This is a genomic window from Gordonia tangerina (assembly GCF_021556435.1).
Taxonomy (GTDB): Bacteria; Actinomycetota; Actinomycetes; order Mycobacteriales; family Mycobacteriaceae; genus Gordonia; species Gordonia tangerina.
Genome location: NZ_JAKGCU010000002.1, coordinates 248,071 through 266,112, shown reverse-complemented (window position 1 = coordinate 266,112; position 18,042 = coordinate 248,071). Strand labels below are relative to the sequence as shown.

Annotated in this window: 17 protein-coding genes; 11 read left to right on the top strand and 6 right to left on the bottom strand. The window is 65.7% G+C overall.

All coding sequences use genetic code 11. The annotated features are described in order from the left end of the window. The first annotated feature begins 1 nt into the window (after nucleotide 1). Entirely contained in the window at nucleotides 2-904 is a 903-nt protein-coding gene (truB, locus tag L1892_RS04415) for a tRNA pseudouridine(55) synthase TruB (RefSeq protein WP_235722225.1), read from the top strand. Nucleotides 905-930: 26 nt separating this feature from the next. Here the strand turns inward: truB and L1892_RS04410 are convergent, their stop codons facing one another. Beyond that, complete coding sequence (locus L1892_RS04410; RefSeq protein WP_235722383.1) at nucleotides 931-1,653, bottom strand: metal-dependent transcriptional regulator; 723 nt, start codon at nucleotides 1,651-1,653, stop codon at nucleotides 931-933. A 189-nt stretch (nucleotides 1,654-1,842) separates the two neighbouring features. Between L1892_RS04410 and L1892_RS04405 the strand changes: the two genes are divergently transcribed. The 5 genes from L1892_RS04405 to L1892_RS04385 all read left to right on the top strand — a co-directional run bounded on the left by L1892_RS04405 (nucleotide 1,843) and on the right by L1892_RS04385 (nucleotide 8,290). Further along, nucleotides 1,843-2,808, top strand: coding sequence for a bifunctional riboflavin kinase/FAD synthetase (locus L1892_RS04405; protein WP_235722224.1), 966 nt, complete (start codon nucleotides 1,843-1,845; stop codon nucleotides 2,806-2,808). Between the two features lie 151 nt (nucleotides 2,809-2,959). Further along, nucleotides 2,960-3,229: a 30S ribosomal protein S15 gene (rpsO, locus tag L1892_RS04400; RefSeq protein WP_235722223.1), complete on the top strand. Its 270-nt coding sequence runs from the start codon at nucleotides 2,960-2,962 to the stop codon at nucleotides 3,227-3,229. Nucleotides 3,230-3,643: 414 nt separating this feature from the next. After that, nucleotides 3,644-5,941, top strand: coding sequence for a polyribonucleotide nucleotidyltransferase (locus tag L1892_RS04395; RefSeq protein ID WP_235722222.1), 2,298 nt, complete (start codon nucleotides 3,644-3,646; stop codon nucleotides 5,939-5,941). Nucleotides 5,942-6,016: 75 nt separating this feature from the next. After that, nucleotides 6,017-7,525 carry a putative nucleotidyltransferase substrate binding domain-containing protein gene (locus L1892_RS04390; protein WP_235722221.1) on the top strand — a complete coding sequence of 503 codons (1,509 nt, stop codon included), beginning with the start codon at nucleotides 6,017-6,019 and terminating at the stop codon, nucleotides 7,523-7,525. Nucleotides 7,526-7,531: 6 nt separating this feature from the next. Continuing rightward, nucleotides 7,532-8,290 carry an NRDE family protein gene (locus tag L1892_RS04385; protein WP_235722220.1) on the top strand — a complete coding sequence of 253 codons (759 nt, stop codon included), beginning with the start codon at nucleotides 7,532-7,534 and terminating at the stop codon, nucleotides 8,288-8,290. 452 nt (nucleotides 8,291-8,742) lie between these two features. Here L1892_RS04385 and ald read toward each other — a convergent pair whose 3' ends face one another. After that, entirely contained in the window at nucleotides 8,743-9,849 is a 1,107-nt protein-coding gene (ald, locus tag L1892_RS04380; protein WP_235722219.1) for an alanine dehydrogenase, read from the bottom strand. Nucleotides 9,850-9,986: 137 nt separating this feature from the next. On the opposite strand from ald, the gene L1892_RS04375 reads away from it, so the two are divergent. The 5 genes from L1892_RS04375 to L1892_RS04355 all read left to right on the top strand — a co-directional run bounded on the left by L1892_RS04375 (nucleotide 9,987) and on the right by L1892_RS04355 (nucleotide 14,028). Continuing rightward, nucleotides 9,987-10,475 carry an Lrp/AsnC family transcriptional regulator gene (locus L1892_RS04375; RefSeq protein ID WP_235722218.1) on the top strand — a complete coding sequence of 163 codons (489 nt, stop codon included), beginning with the start codon at nucleotides 9,987-9,989 and terminating at the stop codon, nucleotides 10,473-10,475. A gap of 89 nt (nucleotides 10,476-10,564) precedes the next feature. Then, nucleotides 10,565-11,317: a 4-hydroxy-tetrahydrodipicolinate reductase gene (gene dapB, locus L1892_RS04370; RefSeq protein ID WP_235722217.1), complete on the top strand. Its 753-nt coding sequence runs from the start codon at nucleotides 10,565-10,567 to the stop codon at nucleotides 11,315-11,317. 11 nt (nucleotides 11,318-11,328) lie between these two features. Continuing rightward, entirely contained in the window at nucleotides 11,329-11,805 is a 477-nt protein-coding gene (locus L1892_RS04365) for a hypothetical protein (protein WP_235722216.1), read from the top strand. A gap of 47 nt (nucleotides 11,806-11,852) precedes the next feature. Next, nucleotides 11,853-12,254 carry a flavodoxin family protein gene (locus tag L1892_RS04360; RefSeq protein ID WP_235722382.1) on the top strand — a complete coding sequence of 134 codons (402 nt, stop codon included), beginning with the start codon at nucleotides 11,853-11,855 and terminating at the stop codon, nucleotides 12,252-12,254. A gap of 226 nt (nucleotides 12,255-12,480) precedes the next feature. After that, nucleotides 12,481-14,028 carry a DUF222 domain-containing protein gene (locus L1892_RS04355; protein WP_235722215.1) on the top strand — a complete coding sequence of 516 codons (1,548 nt, stop codon included), beginning with the start codon at nucleotides 12,481-12,483 and terminating at the stop codon, nucleotides 14,026-14,028. On the opposite strand, the gene L1892_RS04350 is transcribed toward L1892_RS04355, so the two are convergent. The 4 genes from L1892_RS04350 to L1892_RS04335 are packed head-to-tail and all read right to left on the bottom strand — an operon-like array spanning nucleotide 14,025 to nucleotide 18,017. Beyond that, nucleotides 14,025-15,131: a CaiB/BaiF CoA transferase family protein gene (locus L1892_RS04350; protein WP_235722214.1), complete on the bottom strand. Its 1,107-nt coding sequence runs from the start codon at nucleotides 15,129-15,131 to the stop codon at nucleotides 14,025-14,027. The genes L1892_RS04355 and L1892_RS04350 overlap by 4 nt on opposite strands. Beyond that, nucleotides 15,128-15,775, bottom strand: coding sequence for a TetR-type transcription factor C-terminal domain-containing protein (locus L1892_RS04345; protein WP_235722213.1), 648 nt, complete (start codon nucleotides 15,773-15,775; stop codon nucleotides 15,128-15,130). The genes L1892_RS04350 and L1892_RS04345 overlap by 4 nt, the downstream gene beginning before the upstream one ends. 5 nt (nucleotides 15,776-15,780) lie before the next feature. Next, nucleotides 15,781-17,382 (bottom strand): class I adenylate-forming enzyme family protein, encoded by a 1,602-nt coding sequence (locus L1892_RS04340; RefSeq protein ID WP_235722212.1) that lies wholly within the window; start codon nucleotides 17,380-17,382, stop codon nucleotides 15,781-15,783. Further along, a complete protein-coding gene (locus L1892_RS04335; protein WP_235722211.1) occupies nucleotides 17,379-18,017 on the bottom strand; it encodes a nitroreductase family protein in 639 nt (212 codons plus the stop codon). The genes L1892_RS04340 and L1892_RS04335 overlap by 4 nt, the downstream gene beginning before the upstream one ends. Between the last annotated feature and the right edge of the window lie 25 nt (nucleotides 18,018-18,042).

Genomic DNA, 18,042 nt, shown 5'->3' with positions numbered 1-18,042 from the left:
CATGGCCGATGCATCGATTGAGAACGCCGGCCTGATCGTCGTCGACAAAGACCCCGGCATGACCAGCCACGATGTCGTGTCGAGATGCCGAAAGCTGTTCAACACCAGGCGGGTCGGACACGCCGGCACGCTCGACCCGATGGCCACCGGCGTGCTGGTGGTGGGTATCGAACGGGCCACCAAGCTGCTGGGACTGCTTTCGCTGACCACCAAGTCCTACGTGGCGACCATGCGGCTCGGTGCGGCCACCGACACCGACGATCGTGAGGGCGAGACGATCTCGCGTGTTGATGCGGCACATCTGACCGACAACGAGATCGCCGCCGGCATCGCGGCTCTGACCGGTGACATCGAACAGATTCCGGCCCGGGTCAGTGCGATCAAGGTCGACGGCAGACGCGCACACAGCCTGGTGCGTACCGGCGCGGAGTTCGATCTCGCGGCCCGGCCGGTGACGGTCAGCAGGTTCGACATCGTCGGCATCCGGCGAACCGACGACGGCTTCGTCGATGTGGATGTCGAGGTCGATTGTTCGGCCGGCACCTACATCCGCTCGCTGGCCCGCGATCTCGGTTCCGCACTGGAGGTCGGCGGCCACCTGACGGCGCTGCGCCGCACGGCCGTCGGGCCGTTCACTCTCGAGAACGCTCGCACGCTGGAGATGCTGAGCGAAGGCCCCGGTCTGTCGCTGACGATCGATGAGGCTGCGAAACTGTCCTTCCCGCACCGCGACATCGATGCCGACGAAGCGGAGTCGATCAGTCAGGGGCGATGGTTGACCCCGATCGGCCGCAAGGAGACCTACGTGGTGATCGACCCGGACGGTCGGGCTATCGCACTCGTACAGGAGAAGGGGCGCCGCGCCAGTTCGGTGATGGTGGTGCGGCCGGCGACGCTACGCTGACCCCGGGGTCAGCGACCGCCCCACGATCACGGCGGCGTCACCAAAAAGATCGCCCGGGCGGCGATGTCACCGAGGTCGATCTGCTCGCTGCCGTCCACCGAGATCGAAATCGTGCCGGCGAACGGTCGTTTCTCCACGACCGTGACCACGCGGTCCAGGGCGACCCCGACCTCGTCGAAGTAGCGCAGCATCTCCGGGTCGTCGTCGGAGATCCGTGCCACCGTGCCCGATTCGTCGACCTCGAGCTCGGAGAGCAGCCTGGCGTCCGGGCTGGGCACCGAACCGTCGAGGGCCGGGATCGGATCGCCGTGCGGATCCCGACTGGGGAAGCCGAGTTTCGCGTCCAACCGGGACATCAGCCGGTCCGATACCGCGTGCTCGAGCACCTCGGCTTCGTCGTGCACCTCATCCCAGCCGTAGCCGAGTTCGCGCACCAGGAAGGTCTCGATGAGTCGATGTCGGCGGACCATCAGCACCGCCGCGGACTGCCCCTCGTCGGTGAGGGTGACCGACCCGTACCGTTCGTGCGACACCAGACCCTGATCGGCGAGTTTGCGAATGGCCTCCGATGCAGTCGATGCCGACACCCCGAGACGTTCGGCGAGCATCTTGGTGGTGACCTTCACGTCTGCCCACTCCTGAAGCGTCCAGATGACTTTCAGGTAGTCCTGGGTGACATTGGACAGTTCGGTCACCGGTCGCTCGGCCGACGTGGTTCGGGCGTCGACATCTCCGCCCGATGCGGGCATGTCGGCTCGGGCCGCGCGGGACTGGGGCATTCTTCGAGCTTAGGGTGTGCCCGCCCGGCCGGCGACAGCAGCCGTCGCGTCGTCGGCAGTTCCCGCTGCGTTCAACCATCCGAGGTCCGGTGAAACACGCTGTTCACCACCGACGGCCGGATGTGGTTTGTCGTCGCGGCGGGCCGTAGGCTGGTGCGCGTGTTGCGTTGGCGAGGTCTCGAGGACATCCCCGCGGACTGGGGTAGATGCGTGGTCACGATCGGTGTGTTCGACGGAGTGCACCGCGGCCATGCCCAGTTGATCCATGCCGCGACCACAGCGGCGAAAGAACGCGGCGTGCCCGCCGTGCTGATGACCTTCGACCCGCACCCGGCCGAGGTGGTGCGGCCCGGCACGCATCCGCCGCAGCTCACCACGCTGACCCGGCGGGCGGAGCTGGCCGAACAGCTCGGCATCGACGTCTTCTGCGTCATGCCGTTCACGCCGGAACTGGCGTCGCGTTCCCCCAAGGACTTCGCCCACGACATCCTGGTCGAGACCCTGCACGCGGCTGATGTCGTGGTCGGCGACAATTTCACCTTCGGTAAGAAGGCGGCCGGCGACGTCACCAAACTCGCCGAGCTCGGGCAGATGTTCGGGTTCGAGGTGCAGGCCATCTCGTTGTTCGGTGAGCATGCGGTGACCTTCTCGTCGACCTACATCCGTTCGTGTGTCGCGGCCGGCGACGTCGAGGCCGCTGCCGAGGCGCTCGGACGTCCGCACCGAGTGGAAGGCGTTGTGGTGCGCGGCGACGGACGCGGTCGAGAGCTCGGATTTCCGACCGCCAACGTCGCCCCGCCGATGTACGCGGCCATTCCCGCCGATGGGGTGTATGCCGCGTGGTTCTCGGTGTTGGGGGTCGGACCCGTCGTCGGACAGGTCGAGCCGGGACAGCGGTATCAGGCCGCGGTGTCGGTGGGGACCAACCCGACCTTCTCGGGTCGGACCCGGACGGTCGAGGCGTTCGTCCTCGACAAGAGCGCCGACCTCTACGGGCAGCACGTCGCGATCGACTTCGTGGGCCGACTGCGCGGGATGGAGAACTACCCCGACGTGGCAGACCTGATCACCGCCATCGCCACCGACGTCGAGGACACCCGTCGGGTGCTGGCCGAGCGGGGTTGACCGTCGGCGATTTTGGCCGCGTTCGTTTGCGCTGGTAAAGTCATCGGTCGGCGTTGCTGCGGTCCGCGGTGGCGCGCCGACTGTCGTGGTACCTGGGTAGGTGTCCGGCGGTAACCGAAGAACGCGGGACTGAGAATCCAGGAGTATCTCCATGGCACTGACTGCCGCCGAAAAGAAGGACGTCCTCGCCGAGTACGGGCTGCACGAGACCGACACCGGTTCGCCCGAGGCGCAGGTCGCGTTGCTCACCAAGCGCATCACCGATCTGACCGAGCACCTCAAGACGCACAAGCACGATCACCACAGCCGTCGTGGTCTGCTGCTGCTGGTGGGTCGCCGTCGCCGTCTGTTGAAGTACGTCGCGAAGGTCGACATCAACCGCTACCGTTCGCTGATCGAGCGTCTGGGTCTGCGTCGCTGATCGACGATTCTCCGATGATCGGCCGCCTCCGCATCCCCGGGGGCGGCCGAGTCGTTTCTGCAGGCCAGCCCGTAATGATAGGCTGACCACTGATCGTTGCCGTGAAGTCCTGCTGGACGTGACACTCGAGCAGATCGGTCCTCGGTAGTGGCCGCCGGAACCTGTTCCGACCTGATTCCGGCCGCTTCGATCGAAGGCCGTCTGCGCTACTTCAGGATGCGCTTCGGATGCGCATCCGCACGACCGGCACTTCTCTCATGGCTCCGTTCCGGGTCGACTCTGCTGTCGCAGACGTCGCCACCTCTGTGGTGCACGCGCACCGCAGCGTGTGGTGGGTTCGGCGAAGAGCTGATCCGCATCCGACCAACCGGCCGCCGGTCACCGGTGGCTACACGAAGGGATTCTTCCGACCACATGTCAGATGTGACCACCCCCGGCGTCGACACCGACGCCGACTATGACGACTCGATCACCGAAGCGACCGCCGTCATCGACAACGGGAGCTTCGGCACCCGCACCATCCGTTTCGAGACCGGCCGCCTTGCCTTGCAGGCCGCCGGCTCCGTCACCGCCTACCTCGACGACGAGACCATGCTGCTCTCGACGACCGCGGCATCCAAGCAGCCGAAGGAACACTTCGACTTCTTCCCGCTGACCGTCGACGTCGAGGAGCGCATGTACGCCGCGGGCCGCATCCCCGGCTCGTTCTTCCGTCGCGAGGGACGCCCCTCCACCGACGCCATCCTGACCTGCCGCCTCATCGACCGTCCGCTGCGTCCGTCGTTCGTCGACGGCCTGCGCAACGAGATCCAGGTCGTCGTGACGGTCATGTCGCTCGATCCCAAGGACCTCTACGATGTCGTCGCGATCAACGCGGCATCGGCGTCCACCCAGCTCGCCGGACTGCCGTTCTCGGGGCCGGTCGGCGGCGTGCGCGTTGCGTTGATCCCGACCGAGGAGAACAAGGCCGGTCAGTGGGTTGCGTTCCCGACCGTCGAACAGCTCGAGGGTGCCGTGTTCGACATGGTCGTCGCGGGGCGGATCGTCTCCGGTGAAGGAGACAGCGCCGACGTCGCGATCATGATGGTCGAGGCGGAGGCCACCGAGAACGTCATCGACATCATCGCCGGTGGTGCGCAGGCACCGACCGAGGCGATTGTCGCCGAGGGACTCGAGGCCGCCAAGCCGTTCATCGCACGCCTCTGCGAGGCACAGAAGTCGCTCGCAGCCGAGGCGGCCAAGGAGACCGGCGAGTTCCCGCTGTTCCCGCCGTATGCGCAGGACGCCTACGACGCCGTCGCCGCCGCCGGTTCGGATCGTCTCTCGGAAATCCTCACCATCGCGGGCAAGCAGGAGCGCGACGACAAGACCGACGAGCTCAAGGCGGACATCCTCGCCCAGCTCGGCGAGCAGTTCGAGGGCCGCGAAAAGGAGATCGGTGCGGCCTACCGCTCGCTCACCAAGAAGCTGGTGCGTCAGCGCATCCTGACCGACCACTTCCGGATCGACGGCCGTGGCATCACCGACATCCGGTCGCTGTCGGCCGAGGTCGCGGTGATCCCGCGCGCACACGGTAGTGCCCTGTTCGAGCGCGGTGAGACCCAGATCCTGGGCGTGACCACCCTCGACATGGTCAAGATGGCGCAGCAGATCGACTCGCTCGGACCCGAGACGTCCAAGCGTTACATGCACCACTACAACTTCCCGCCGTATTCGACCGGTGAGACCGGTCGTGTCGGTTCGCCGAAGCGTCGCGAGATCGGCCACGGTGCCCTCGCCGAGCGTGCCCTGGTGCCGGTGATCCCGAGCGTCGAGGAGTTCCCCTACGCCATCCGTCAGGTCTCGGAGGCGTTGGGCTCCAACGGTTCCACCTCGATGGGTTCGGTTTGTGCGTCGACCATGGCGCTGCTGAACGCCGGCGTGCCGCTGAAGGCTCCGGTCGCCGGTATCGCGATGGGTCTGGTGTCCGACACCGTCGACGGCGAAACCCGCTATGTGGCGCTGACCGACATCCTCGGTGCCGAGGATGCCTTCGGCGACATGGACTTCAAGGTGGCCGGCACGAAGGATTTCGTGACCGCGCTGCAGCTCGACACCAAGCTCGACGGGATCCCGTCGAAGGTGCTTGCGGGTGCCCTCGGCCAGGCCAAGGACGCCCGGCTGACCATCCTCGACGTGATGGCCGAGGCCATCGACGAGCCGGACGAGATGAGCCCGTACGCACCGCGCATCACGACCATCAAGATCCCGATGGACAAGATCGGTGAGCTGATCGGCCCGAAGGGCAAGACGATCAACGGCATCACCGAGGACACCGGCGCCAACATCTCCATCGAGGATGACGGCACCGTGTTCATCGGTGCCTCCGACGGCGAGTCCGCGCAGGCCGCGATCGACAAGGTCAACTCCATCGCCAACCCGCAGCTGCCCAAGGTGGGCGAGCGGTTCCTGGGCACGGTCGTCAAGACCACCGCCTTCGGTGCGTTCGTGTCGCTGCTGCCGGGTCGCGACGGCCTGGTGCACATCTCGAAGCTCGGCAAGGGCAAGCGGATCAACAAGGTCGAGGACGTCGTCAACGTTGGCTCCAAGCTCCGTGTGGAGATCGCCGACATCGACGACCGCGGCAAGATCAGCCTGGTGCCGGTCGACGACGAGGCCAAGTCTGACGCCGCCACGAGCGACGAGAAGGCAGACGCCACCGCCGACGCCTGATCATCGGACACACAGCGTGACCCGTCACCCGATTGCGGGTGGCGGGTCACGCGCGTCTCACGGCTAATCTGAGCAATGAGATTCGTCGAGTCAGGGAGGGAATACGCCGTGTCCGATCCGGATCGCGCATCGGGCAACAAGCTCACCGTCGCACGTCGACGCGATCGAAGTGGTTCCGGCCCGGGAATCGTCGACGATCTGCTGGTCACCCGGCCGGTCATCGGTTCAGCAGACATGCCCGTTCGTGAGGCAGCGGCGTTGATGACCGAGCGAGGCCAGGATCATCTTGTGATCCCGCTGACCGGAGGCACGTACGGATTGCTCACCGACGCCGACATTCGGGCCGGGGTCGTCGCGGTCGGTCGAGACATCGACACGCCAGTCGGTGAACTGGTCGCCGGGCCGGTTCCGGTGGTGCCTCAGGGCACCGCTGCGGTGGACGCGCTCACCGTGTTGTTCGACCGCGATCTGACGGCCATGCCGGTGGTGGATCCCGCCGGCGCAGTGGTCGGGGTGGTGGCCGCGGTCGACTTCATCGCGGCCCCGGCAGGACCGGGAATGTCACTGCGTGCGCAGGTGTCCCGGGCAGGCAATATCGGCGATCTGACGGCCCGTGCACGTCGTATCCCGTATCTGATGGCCGACATGGTGCGACGGGAACAACCCGTTCACGAGGTGACCGCGATCGGCGCGCTGATCCACGACGCCGTGGTCCGGCGGGCGCTGGACCTGGTACTCGAGCGGCACCCGGAACTCGACCCCGGCGCGCTCACCTGGCTGTCCTTGGGCAGCAACGCCCGGCGTGAGCCGGTTCTCACCTCCGACATCGACTCCGCCGTGGCACTCGACGACGCCGTCCCCGATGAGCAGATCGATTCCTACCGACTCGCATTCGGTGAGGTCAACGAGGTACTCCTGGGTGCAGGGCGCCGGATCGACGAGAACGGTGCCATCGCATCCAAGCCCTTGTTTGCTCGCACCCGGTCGCAGTGGCGATCTGCTGCGCAGGGCTGGGTGCAGGCGCCGCTGGAGAACAAGGGCATGATCTTCACCTCCTTGCTGCTGGACAGTCGGCCGATCTGGGGAGAGTTGGGCGCAGACGCGCTCGGTGGGTTGTTCGCCGAGCTCCGCAACCATCCCGGCACAGTGGGATTGCTGCTGGCCGAAGCATTGTCGTACAAGGCCCGGTTGCGGTCTATGCGCGATGTGTTGACCCGTCGGGCAGATACCTTCGAGATCAAGGAGCACGCTCTCACCCCGCTGGTGAACATTGCGCGTTGGGCGGCGCTCAGCGTGGGAGCCACCGAACTCGACACCCGTGCGCGGCTGCGTGCGGCGGCAGGCAGCACGATGCTCAGCGAAGCGCAGGCGTCCGAACTCGTCGAGGTGTTCGACGTGCTGCAACGGGTGCGCCTCACCTACCAGGTGGCGCAGTTCGATCGTGGCGAGCCGGTGGGCGACACCCTGGACATGAAACGACTCTCGCCGCTCGATCGCAGCCTCGTTGCGCAGGCGGTTCGCGAGATCGCCGGTGTACAGCGCAAGATGACCAACATGAGCCACTATCTACCGGTCGCCGACTGAGCTGTCATGTGCCTGATCCTGTTCGGCTGGAACGTCCTGCCCGACACGCCACTGGTGGTCGCGGCCAACCGGGACGAGTTCCACGCGCGACGCACCCGGGCGTTGTCGCGATGGCCGGACGCACCGATCATCGGAGGTCGTGACGGGGAGGCGGGCGGCACCTGGATGGGCGTCAACGCCGAGACCCCTTCCCGCGTGGCCATGGTCACCAATGTTCGCGACGGGATACCCGCTACCGGTCCGAGATCGCGTGGGGAACTGCCGGTGCAGTTCCTGCTTGGTGCGATGAGCCCGGGAGAGTTCGCCGGCGAACTCCTCACCCGTGCACAGGATTATGCGCCGGTGAACGTGTTGATCGGCGATTCCGAGGAGTTCTGGTGGGCGACGAACTGGCCGCGGCCCCGGCTACAGCAGGTTCCCGACGGCGTTCACGGATTGTCCAACGGTTTGCTCGACAGTCACTGGCCCAAGGTCGACCGTGGGCGGGATGCGTTGTCGGAGTTACTGCTCGATGATCCGGAGTCCGTCGATCCGTATCTCGAGTTGCTTGCCGACCGCCATCGCCCGGCCGACGACGCTCTGCCCAGCACAGGAGTGCCAATCGAGCGCGAACGTGACCTCTCGCCGATGTTCATCGACGTGCGCGGCTACGGCACGCGCGCGTCGACCGTGTTGCGAGTGGGCGCCGATGGCCACGGCGACATCACCGAGCGGCGGTTCACCTACCGTGCACGCCGACGCGGGACCACGACGATCCGCTTCTGAGGCATCCCGATTCGGCGCCATCCGATTACTGCTGCCCGAGGTCGCTGCAACAAATCGCTGGTCGAGTGTCGAACGTCGGTGCACAATTCGCTGGTCGGGTGTTGAACGTCGGTGCACAATTCGCTGGTCGGGTGTTGAACGTCGGTGGCGCCGATTCGCTGGTCGGGTGTTAAACGTCGGCGGCGCCGATTCGCTGGTCGAGTGTTAAACGTCGGCGGCGCCGATTCGCTGGTCGAGTAGCGGGCGAGCCGCTAGGCGAGCCCGCGTATCGAGACCAGGTTACTTGCGGGACAAGTGGTCTCGATACGTCCCTCGCCTAGCGGCTCGTGACTACTCGACCATCGACGGGCGGGTCTGTTGGCTGACGGCGGGGTGGCCGAGGCGACCGCCGACGGGTGGGTCCGTTGGCCAACGGCGGGGTGGCCGACGCGATCGCCGGCCACCGCCGGATGTCAGAACGGCGATGCGGCAACCGGCAGGTCCAGCGCTGCGCCCACCTCGGGCGTGAACAGCTTGCCGTTGTGGGTGCTGAGTCCCGATGCCAACGCGGGGTCGTCGGAGCATGCCTGTTCCCACCCTTTGTCGGCCAGACGCAGCACGTGCGGCAGCGTTGCGCCGGTAAGCGCCAGGGTGGAGGTGCGCGCGACTGTGCCCGGCATGTTCGCGACGCAGTAGAAGACGGCGTCGTGGACGGTGAAGGTCGGGTCGTCGTGCGTGGTGGGTCGTGAGTCTTCGAAGCACCCGCCCTGATCGATCGCGATGTCGACGAGCACGGCACCTGCCTTCATCTCGGCGACCAGGCTGTTGGAGACCAGCACGGGGGCCTTCGCGCCGGGCACGAGCACGGCACCGATGACGAGGTCGGCCTCACGGACCGCCTCGGCCAGTGCCAGCGCGGTGCTGTACCGGGTGTGCACCCGACCGGCGAAGCGCGCGTCGATCGCGCGGAGCTTGGCGATGTCCACGTCGAACACAGTGACCTGAGCACCCATACCCACGGCGATGGTCGCGGCATTGACACCGCTGACGCCACCGCCGATCACGACGACATTCGCCGGCTCGGTGCCGGGCACGCCGCCCATCAGGACACCTCGGCCACCTTCCGAGCGCATCAGATGGTAGGCACCCACCTGCGGTGCCAGTCGCCCGGCGACCTCACTCATCGGGGCGAGCAGCGGCAACGAACCGTCGGCGGCGCGCACGGTCTCATAGGCGATTGACGTCGTCTTCGACTCCAGCAGTGCTTCGGTGCACGGACGGCTGGCGGCGAGGTGCAGGTAGGTGAACAGTGTCTGGCCCTCGCGGAGCAGAGGGTACTCGGCAGCGATCGGTTCCTTGACCTTGAGCAGCAGGTCGGCCTGTTCCCACACCTGTTCGGCGGTCGACAGGATCTGGGCTCCGGCTTCTTTGAAGTCGTTGTCGTGGATGGACGAGCCTTCGCCCGCGCCGGCCTGGATCACCACGTCGTGACCGCGATTGTGCAGCTCGGCCACGCCTGCCGGGGTGATGGCGACGCGGTACTCGTTGTTCTTGATTTCGGTGGGGATGCCGACGCGCATGGGGATCTCCTGGTCAGTGGTGGGGCGCGATCTGGTGTGTCATCAGAGTGAAGGAACGTCGGAAATGACACAACATCTGTGCAGATAATTCTCTATGGTGGGTTAATATCGTCAATTCTCCGAAATGAGGTCAGGTGATGGTGGCCCAGCCGAAGGATGTTCGATCCGGTGATCCGCAGCTCGACGACATCGACCGCACCCTGCTGCGTCTGTTGCAGACCGACGCCCGGATGCCCAACAGCGAACTCGCGGTGCGCGCGGGTATCGCGGCGTCCACCTGCCACGGTCGACTGCGGCGGCTCGTCGATCTCGGTGTGATTCGCGGGTTCTTCGCCGATGTGGATCCCGCCGCGGTCGGACGGCCCCTACGCGCGATGGTGGCGGTCAGTCTGCAATCCGACGCACGCGGCGAGATCCGTCACTTCGTCGGTGAGATCGAGCGCCATGACGAGGTGATCGACGTCTTCTTCCTCGCGGGTACCGACGACTACCTGCTCCATGTGGCCACCGCGGACACCGAGGCGCTGCGGCAGTTCGTCGAGATGCTCAACTCGCGCCGGGAGGTCGCCGGCACCACGACATCGCTGGTGTTCGAACACCGTCGTGGCGGAGCTCCGATCTTCTGACGCTCCACCAGGCGGGGACGGTGACGGACGCCGGTCGGGCAGGCGGCGACAACTACACTGACAGGTCGACGGACGATGAGAGGGAAGAGATGGCGAGCGGAATCCGGGTCGGGGTCCTTGGTAGTGCCGGCAAGGTGGGGCAGGCGATCGTCGCGGCGGTCGAGTCCGCCGATGATCTGACGTATACCGTCGGCGTGGACAAGGGTGAGTCCTTGGATGCCTTCACCGCGGCTGACACGTCCGTGGTCGTCGATTTCACGCACCCGAGCGCAGTGATGGGAAACCTGGAGTTCCTGATCAACAACGGGATTCACGCAGTGGTGGGCACCACCGGATTCACCGAAGAACGCCTCGATCAGGTGCGCGGCTGGCTCGGCGACAATCCGGGAGTCGGCGTGCTCATCGCACCGAACTTCGCGATCGGTGCCGTGCTGTCGATGCGCTTCGCGGCTCAAGCGGCACGGTTCTACGACTCGGTCGAGGTCATCGAACTACACCACCCGCACAAGGCCGACGCGCCGTCGGGGACTGCGTATCGCACAGCGAAGCTGATCGGTGAGGCCCGGCAGAAGGCCGGTCTGGGGCCGAGCCCCGACGCCACCACCGAGGAACTCGAGGGTGCCCGTGGCGGAGTAGTCGACGATGTGCATGTACATGCGGTCCGCCTGGCCGGTCTCGTCGCCCATCAGGAGGTGCTGCTCGGCACCGAGGGGGAGACGCTCACCATCCGACACGACTCGATGGACCGGTCGTCCTTCGCACCCGGAGTCTTGCTCGGCGTGCGGGAGGTCGGTAAGCGTCCAGGGCTCACCGTGGGGCTGGAAGAACTGATGGATCTCTAGGGCGAATAGTCATGGCAGCCGACCCCGCCCGCCGCGACGCGCGACCCATTGTCTGGATGATCGGGTTCCTCGTCATCGCACTTGTCGTGTACTTCGTGATCCTCGGTCAGCGTGGATTCGACCTCATCTCGTCGGGCACCGTCGCCGGCATCGGCGTGGGTATCGGTGTGCTGATCCTGCCGTTCATCGGTGCATGGCTGATCTTCGCCACCTTGCGTGCCGGTATCGAACACCAGAAGTTGGCGCGGATCATGGCCGCGGAGGGCCGTGAACTCGACGTCAGCGATCTCCCACGGCGTCCGTCCGGTCGAATCGAACGGGACGCCGCCGACGACCTGTTCGCGCAGATCAAACAGGAATGGGAGGCCGATCCCACCGACTGGCACAGCACGTATCGGATCGCCCGCGCCTACGACTACGCCGGCGACCGCGGCCGGGCGCGCGAGATGATGAAACGTGCTGTCGCGCAATATAAGGGGGAAGAGTGACCACGCTGCTGATCGTCCATCACACCCCGTCGCCGCATTGCCAGGAGATGTTCGAGGCCGTCGTCTCCGGTGCCACCGATCCTGGGATCGAAGGTGTGGAAGTCATTCGGCGAGCGGCACTCTCGGTTACTGCGGCCGACATGCTGGCAGCTGACGGATACATTCTCGGTACCCCGGCGAATCTCGGCTATATGAGTGGTGCGCTCAAGCACGCTTTCGACACCTGCTACTACCAGATCCTCGACTCCACCAAGGGGCGACCGTTCGGGTGCTACCTGCATGGCAACCAGGGGACCGAGGGCGCCGAGAAGGCTATCGAGTCGATCACCACCGGACTTGGCTGGGTGAAGTCAGCCGAGACCGTCGTGGTGTCGGAGAAGCCCACCAAGGATGACCGTGAGGCGTGCTGGGAGCTGGGTGGCACGATCGCAGCGCAGCTGATGGTGTGATGTCGTGATATCGCCAGTCGGAAACAGGGCTTGAAAGTGTTCCTGACCTGTGGTGACCAAATCTTGTCGGTGCTGTGTCGTAGCTTGGTTGCAGCAGGATGAGTTGATGCGAAACGGGTGGGCGCGAACTCGCTGAATCCGGTCTCGGGGCCGGGTTGATCACGGTGGGTGGCATATCGAAGAAGATCCTGCATCGGGTAGTTGTCGAGTCCGTGAGGGGTCTTTCGTGTCGTCCGTGTTGTCCTCGCCGTCGCCGTGGCCGCAGTTGCCGCGTGACTTTCTCGGTGGTGTGGATGCGGCCTACCCGGATGAGGACCCGACCAACGACTTGCTGTTGGGGATGGCCGAGCTTGACCGCGGCCGTGCCTATCTCGCGTACGCCGAATATCGTTCGGTGGCCGTGCTTTACGACCGGATGGTCGCTGCGCGTGAAGACACCGACGGTTTCGTGGTGGATGGCTTCGCGGGCGCTGCGGCACGTATCGCCAAGCTACGCGGAACGTCTCGTGGCGCCGCGGAAACACTGCTCAATGATGCGGTCGCGTTGCGGGACCGGTTGCCGGAGGTGTCGGAATGTTTGCGTGACGGCGTGATCGGGCCGTGGCACGCGCAGAAGGCGGTCAGCCGTACCGACCTGCTGGCCGAATCATCAGCGGCACCGCTCGTGGATGCCGACATCGCCCGAACACTACGCACCAAACGCGGGACGTGGAGCAAAGCCAGGTTCCGCGACATGATAGACCGCATCGTGTTTCGTCATGACCCCGACGCGGTGCGTGAACGTCGACAGCAGGCCCTTGATGACCGCCGGATGTGGACCCACCCGCGCGAGGACGGCACCGCCGAGATCACCGGGGTGATGTCGGCGGAGAACGTACGCATCGCCGCCGCCGCGGTCGCCGCATTGGCCGACAGTGTGTGTGAACACGATCCGCGCACCAAGCCGCAACGACAATCCGATGCGATGTTCTGCCTGCTGTCGGGCACCGCGTTCGAATGCGACTGCGGTAGTGACGACTGCACCGCGGTCATCCCGGAGCCCGGGGTGGTGCCGCCGGTGGACTGCAAGGCCGTCCTCCACGTCGTCGCCGACGAGGCCACCGTGAAAGGGATGGCGAACCATGCCGGTTTCATGGATGGCCATGGTGTGATCTCGGGCGAGCATGTGCGCGACATCGCCGCGCGTGCGGACACCAGGGTCTCCTATCTGGTGCCGCCCACGATCGAACCGGAGCCCGATGGCACGTTCACGTTGCCGGCGCATCTGCCGTCGGATCCGTATCGGCCGTCGGCGGCGTTGGACACCTTCATCCGGCTGCGCGATGGCTATTGCACCGAACCGGGATGCCTGACCTCGGCGTGGCGTGGCGACCTCGACCATGTCGATGAGTACGACCACGCCTGTCCGCACAACGGTGGGCAGACCACTGAGGTCGGGTTGAACGCGAAATGTCGTCCCGGGCACTTGTTGAAGACCTTCGGCGACTGGGTCGATGATCAGTGGCGTGATGCCGACGGGCGGCTGGTCACCGAATACATCACCCCCGAAGGCCTGGTGTTGCCCGGCGAAGCCGAAACCCAGGAAGATCTGTTCCCTGGGCTGCGCCGTATCCGGTTCACCGCACCCGCGCAGGCTCCACCCCCACACACCGGCTCCACGATCGAACGCAGCACCCGCGTCAACACACGGGTGGCGAACAAACACGCCCGCAGACGCGCCGAACGCGCCCGAAACCGCAAACGCGTCACCGACGCCGGCCCGCCGCCGTTCTAGCGCCGACCTCCCGCAGGCGGCTGCCACTCGTCCAGCACCGCTGTCACATCCGTGTTTGTCGCGGCCTGCGGCGTCCCCGACACAGAGCGAGAGAACCGCGGTGCCGGCGCCGGCTGCGTCATGCCCTCGACCTCGACGTAACTCTCGCGCTGCACCGCATACGGATGCTTCGCGGCCTCGTCGAAGTCGAGAACCGGTGTGACACAGGCGTCGACGCTGCCGAATACCGTTTCCCATTCGGCGCGGGTTCGGGAGGCGAAGCGCGCGGCCAGTGTCTGCGTGAGTTCCGACCACCGCGCACGATCCCACCGGTCCGGCGGATCGTCCACCTCGAGGGTATCGATCAGGCGCTGCCAGAAGACGTCTTCCAGAGCGCCGACTGCCATGTATCCGCCGTCCGCGCAGGCGTACGTGGTGTAGAACGGTGCGGACCCGTCGAGCAGATTGCCCTCGGCCCGATCCACCCAGCGGCCCGCGGCTTTCCACGACCACTGCAATGCACCGAGGACACCCGCGCCGTCGGTCATGGCCACATCGATGACCTGACCTCGACTGGAAGTCTGCCGCTCATGCAGTGCCGCAAGTACTCCGACAACCAGGAACATCGAACCGCCGCCGAAGTCGGCCACCAGCGACAGCGGCGGAAGCGGTGGGCGGTCGGCCGGCCCCATCGCATCCAGGAGCCCGGTGACGGCCAGGTAGTTGATGTCGTGGCCAGCGGCCGCCGCATATGAGCCGGACTGCCCCCAGCCGGTCATCCGCGCATAGATCAACTGCGGCGCAACCGCCAACAAATCGTCGGGACCCAGACCCAGCCGTTCCATCACACCCGGCCGATACCCTTCGACAAGCACATCCGCTGCGCCGATCAACTCCCGCACCAGTGAAATGTCATCGGCGTTCTTGAGGTCGGCCTCGACGACCCGCCGGCCCCGCCACATTCCCGCGTCGGCATCGGCGACACCATCCGGGGCGGTCGACCCGCCGGGCCGTCGGATCTGAACGACGTCGGCGCCGAGATCGGCCAGCATCATGCATGAGTGTGGGGTCGGTCCGAGTCCCATCATCTCAACGACGCGCACACCACTCAACGGTCCGCTCATCGCACGGATCCGTCGTGATGCAAGATGCCCCGGATCGCGAAATCAACATAGTCGGCGACGAGCTGGTCGACGTCCTGGTCGTCGCGCAGCCACCAGCTGATGCCGTTCATCAGATCGAGCACCGCGATCGCCGACTGTCCGGCATCACGAACCTCGAATTGGCCGGCGCGGGCGCCGGCAGCGATCACGTCGCGCACCCGGCGCTGGTAGTACTTGCGGTAGTCGGTGACCACCACCCGGTGTTCGGGTGACAATGCCGACAGTTCCCGCAGACTCACCAGGTGCTCCACACGATGTGTGGCGAGATGACGCACATGGACCTCGATCAACGCGGTCAGACGTTGTGCGGGTGAGCCCTCCGCGTCGAGGACCAGCAGATGCTCCTGCGGGTCCTTGGTCATCTGCAACGCGATGGCGTACAGGATCTCCTCTTTCGAATGAAAGTGGTTGTACAGACTCGCACCCTTGATCCCGACCGCCTGCGCGATGTCGCGCATTCCGGCGTTGCTGTAGCCGTGTTCGGCGAAATACTCGGCGGCGGCCGTGACGATCTCGTCCCGACGCACCCGGGTGCGTGTGCCACGCGCGGGTACCGGTGCGTCGGCCTCGTCGAGCGACGGCGCCGGATCGGCACCCGAATCCATGCCCATCAACCCTTTCCGAACTGTCTGCGCAGCTCCCGCTTGAGCAATTTCCCCTGCGGATCGGTGGGCAACTCAGACACGAGGTGCACTGTCTTGGGGATCTTGTAGGAAGCCAGATCGTTTCGACAGTACTGCCGAAGATCGTCAGCGGTGGTGCTCGCCCCGTCCTGCAACACAATGAACGCGGTGACTGCCTCAGACCAGTAGTCGTCGGGCAGACCGACGACAGCCGCACGCAGAACGTCAGGATGGCCCTGCAGTGTTCGCTCGACCTCCTGCGACGACACGTTGAATCCGCCTGTCTTGATCATGTCCTTGCGACGATCGCGGAAGAAGAGGTTGCCATCGTCATCGACCCGGACAATGTCGCCGGTGTGCACCCAACCGTCGGCCAGCGCGTCGGCGGTGCGTTCGGGGTCCTTGTGGTAGCCGAGCATCACCGATGGCGTCCGGCACAGCAGTTCGCCCTCCACGGAGTCGTCGCCGTTGGCGTCCACCACGCGGATCTCCAGGTGGCCCACCGGCTTCCCGATCCAGGTCGGGTCGTTGTCGGGCACATCTTCGAGCCGCTTGAACCAGCCAACCGAACCCAACTGGGTGAGTTCGGACTGACCCCAGTAGGTGCCCCACACCGATTCGGGTGTCGCATCTGCCCACGCGTCGATGGCGAACGGCGACACCTGACCGCCGTAGGTGAGGCAGCGACGCACGGTCCCGACGGTATGCGGACCGAATTCCTCGTGGTTCGCCAGTGCGATGAAGAACGTCGGTGTCTGCGCGAGCACCGAGATGGACTCGTCGCGAATCAGTCTCAGTGACGTTCCGGGATCCACCGATGCGGGCAGTACCAGGGTGGCGCCGAGTAGCGTCAGCGAAGTCAGCGAACCGATCCCTGCGATCGTGTGGAACGGCATCACGTAGAGCCACACGTCGTCGGGAAGGCAACGCAGCCCCCATGTGTAGGCCGGCGCGGTGGAGATGAGGTAGTTACGATGCGCGATCTCCACACCCTTCGGTGTGGATTCGGTGCCGGATGTGTAGACGATCATGGCGAGATCGTGCTCGTCGACGTCGGCGACCGGCTCGTCATCAGGGGAGTCGGCCAGCACGGCGTCAAAGGTCGGCCAGGTCGTCGCGGGTGCATCGCCCACGACGATCACCCGTGAATCGGCGTGTTCGGCGACAGGTCCGGCCACCGTCGCGTGCTCGGCGGCGACCACGAGTACGGCAGGTCTGAGGTGATTGACCTGCTGCGCGATCTCACGTTCACCGAACAGCGCGCTGATGCCCGAGTAGTACGCGCCGATCTTGAGTGCCCCGTAGTAGGCGATCACCGACTCCACACGGTTACGGCTCATCACCGCGACCCCGTCGCCGCGCCCGACGCCCAGGTTCGTGAGTGCGTTCGCGAAGCGGTTGGCCCGCCTGTTCAGCTCGCCGTAGGTCGTGACATGCCGGGAACCGTCGGCGGAGTAGGCGATGATTGCCGGCTTTCTTCCCTGCGTCTGCGCGAGTCGGCGAAGTTGGTCACCGATCGTCGCCCGACCGAGCGGGGACGTCTGTACCTTCGATAGCCCGCGCACCGGTTCCCGCGTGGGCGCGCTCATGCGAACATCGGGGTGTCGAACCGGTCCAGGAAGGCGATTTCCTCGACTGGCGTCCGAGTGAGCTTGCGCGGGAAACCATCCCGTGGATATCCCACGGCGATGTGCGCGGCGGTGATGTAGCCGTCCGGGATGTTGAGCAGTTCCTTGACGGCCGGTTCCTCGGCGCACAGAAGGGTGGTCAGTGCCGATGCGACGCCCTGCTCACGCAGGGCGAGAGTCAGGTTCTGGACTGTCGGATAAATCGACGCCCCGCCGACCACGGAGAGGCGTCCGAGCTCATGATCGGTCGGATGCAGACCTTCGGCCTCCGCGCACACGACGATCATCACCGGCACATCGGCCAGATTGTGTGCGAAATTGTTGGCCGACTGCACCGTCGCGGGCACTGCGCCCACCGCCTTGCTGCCCTCGATCACCGCCGCGTAGTAACCCTCCCAGTAGGGGAGATAGAGCTCCGCGAGCCGCTTCTTGGTCTCCGCGTCACGCACGGCCACCCACCGCACCGGCTGTCGGTTGCCACCCTGCGGGCCGAACCTGGCGTTGTCGAACGCCTGGTACAGCACCTCGTCGGAGACGTACTCGTCGCTGAAGTAGCGGCACGTCCCGGTCGACCGCATTGCGTCACTGAGTTCCATCCGCAGCTCTCCTTGTCTTGATTGC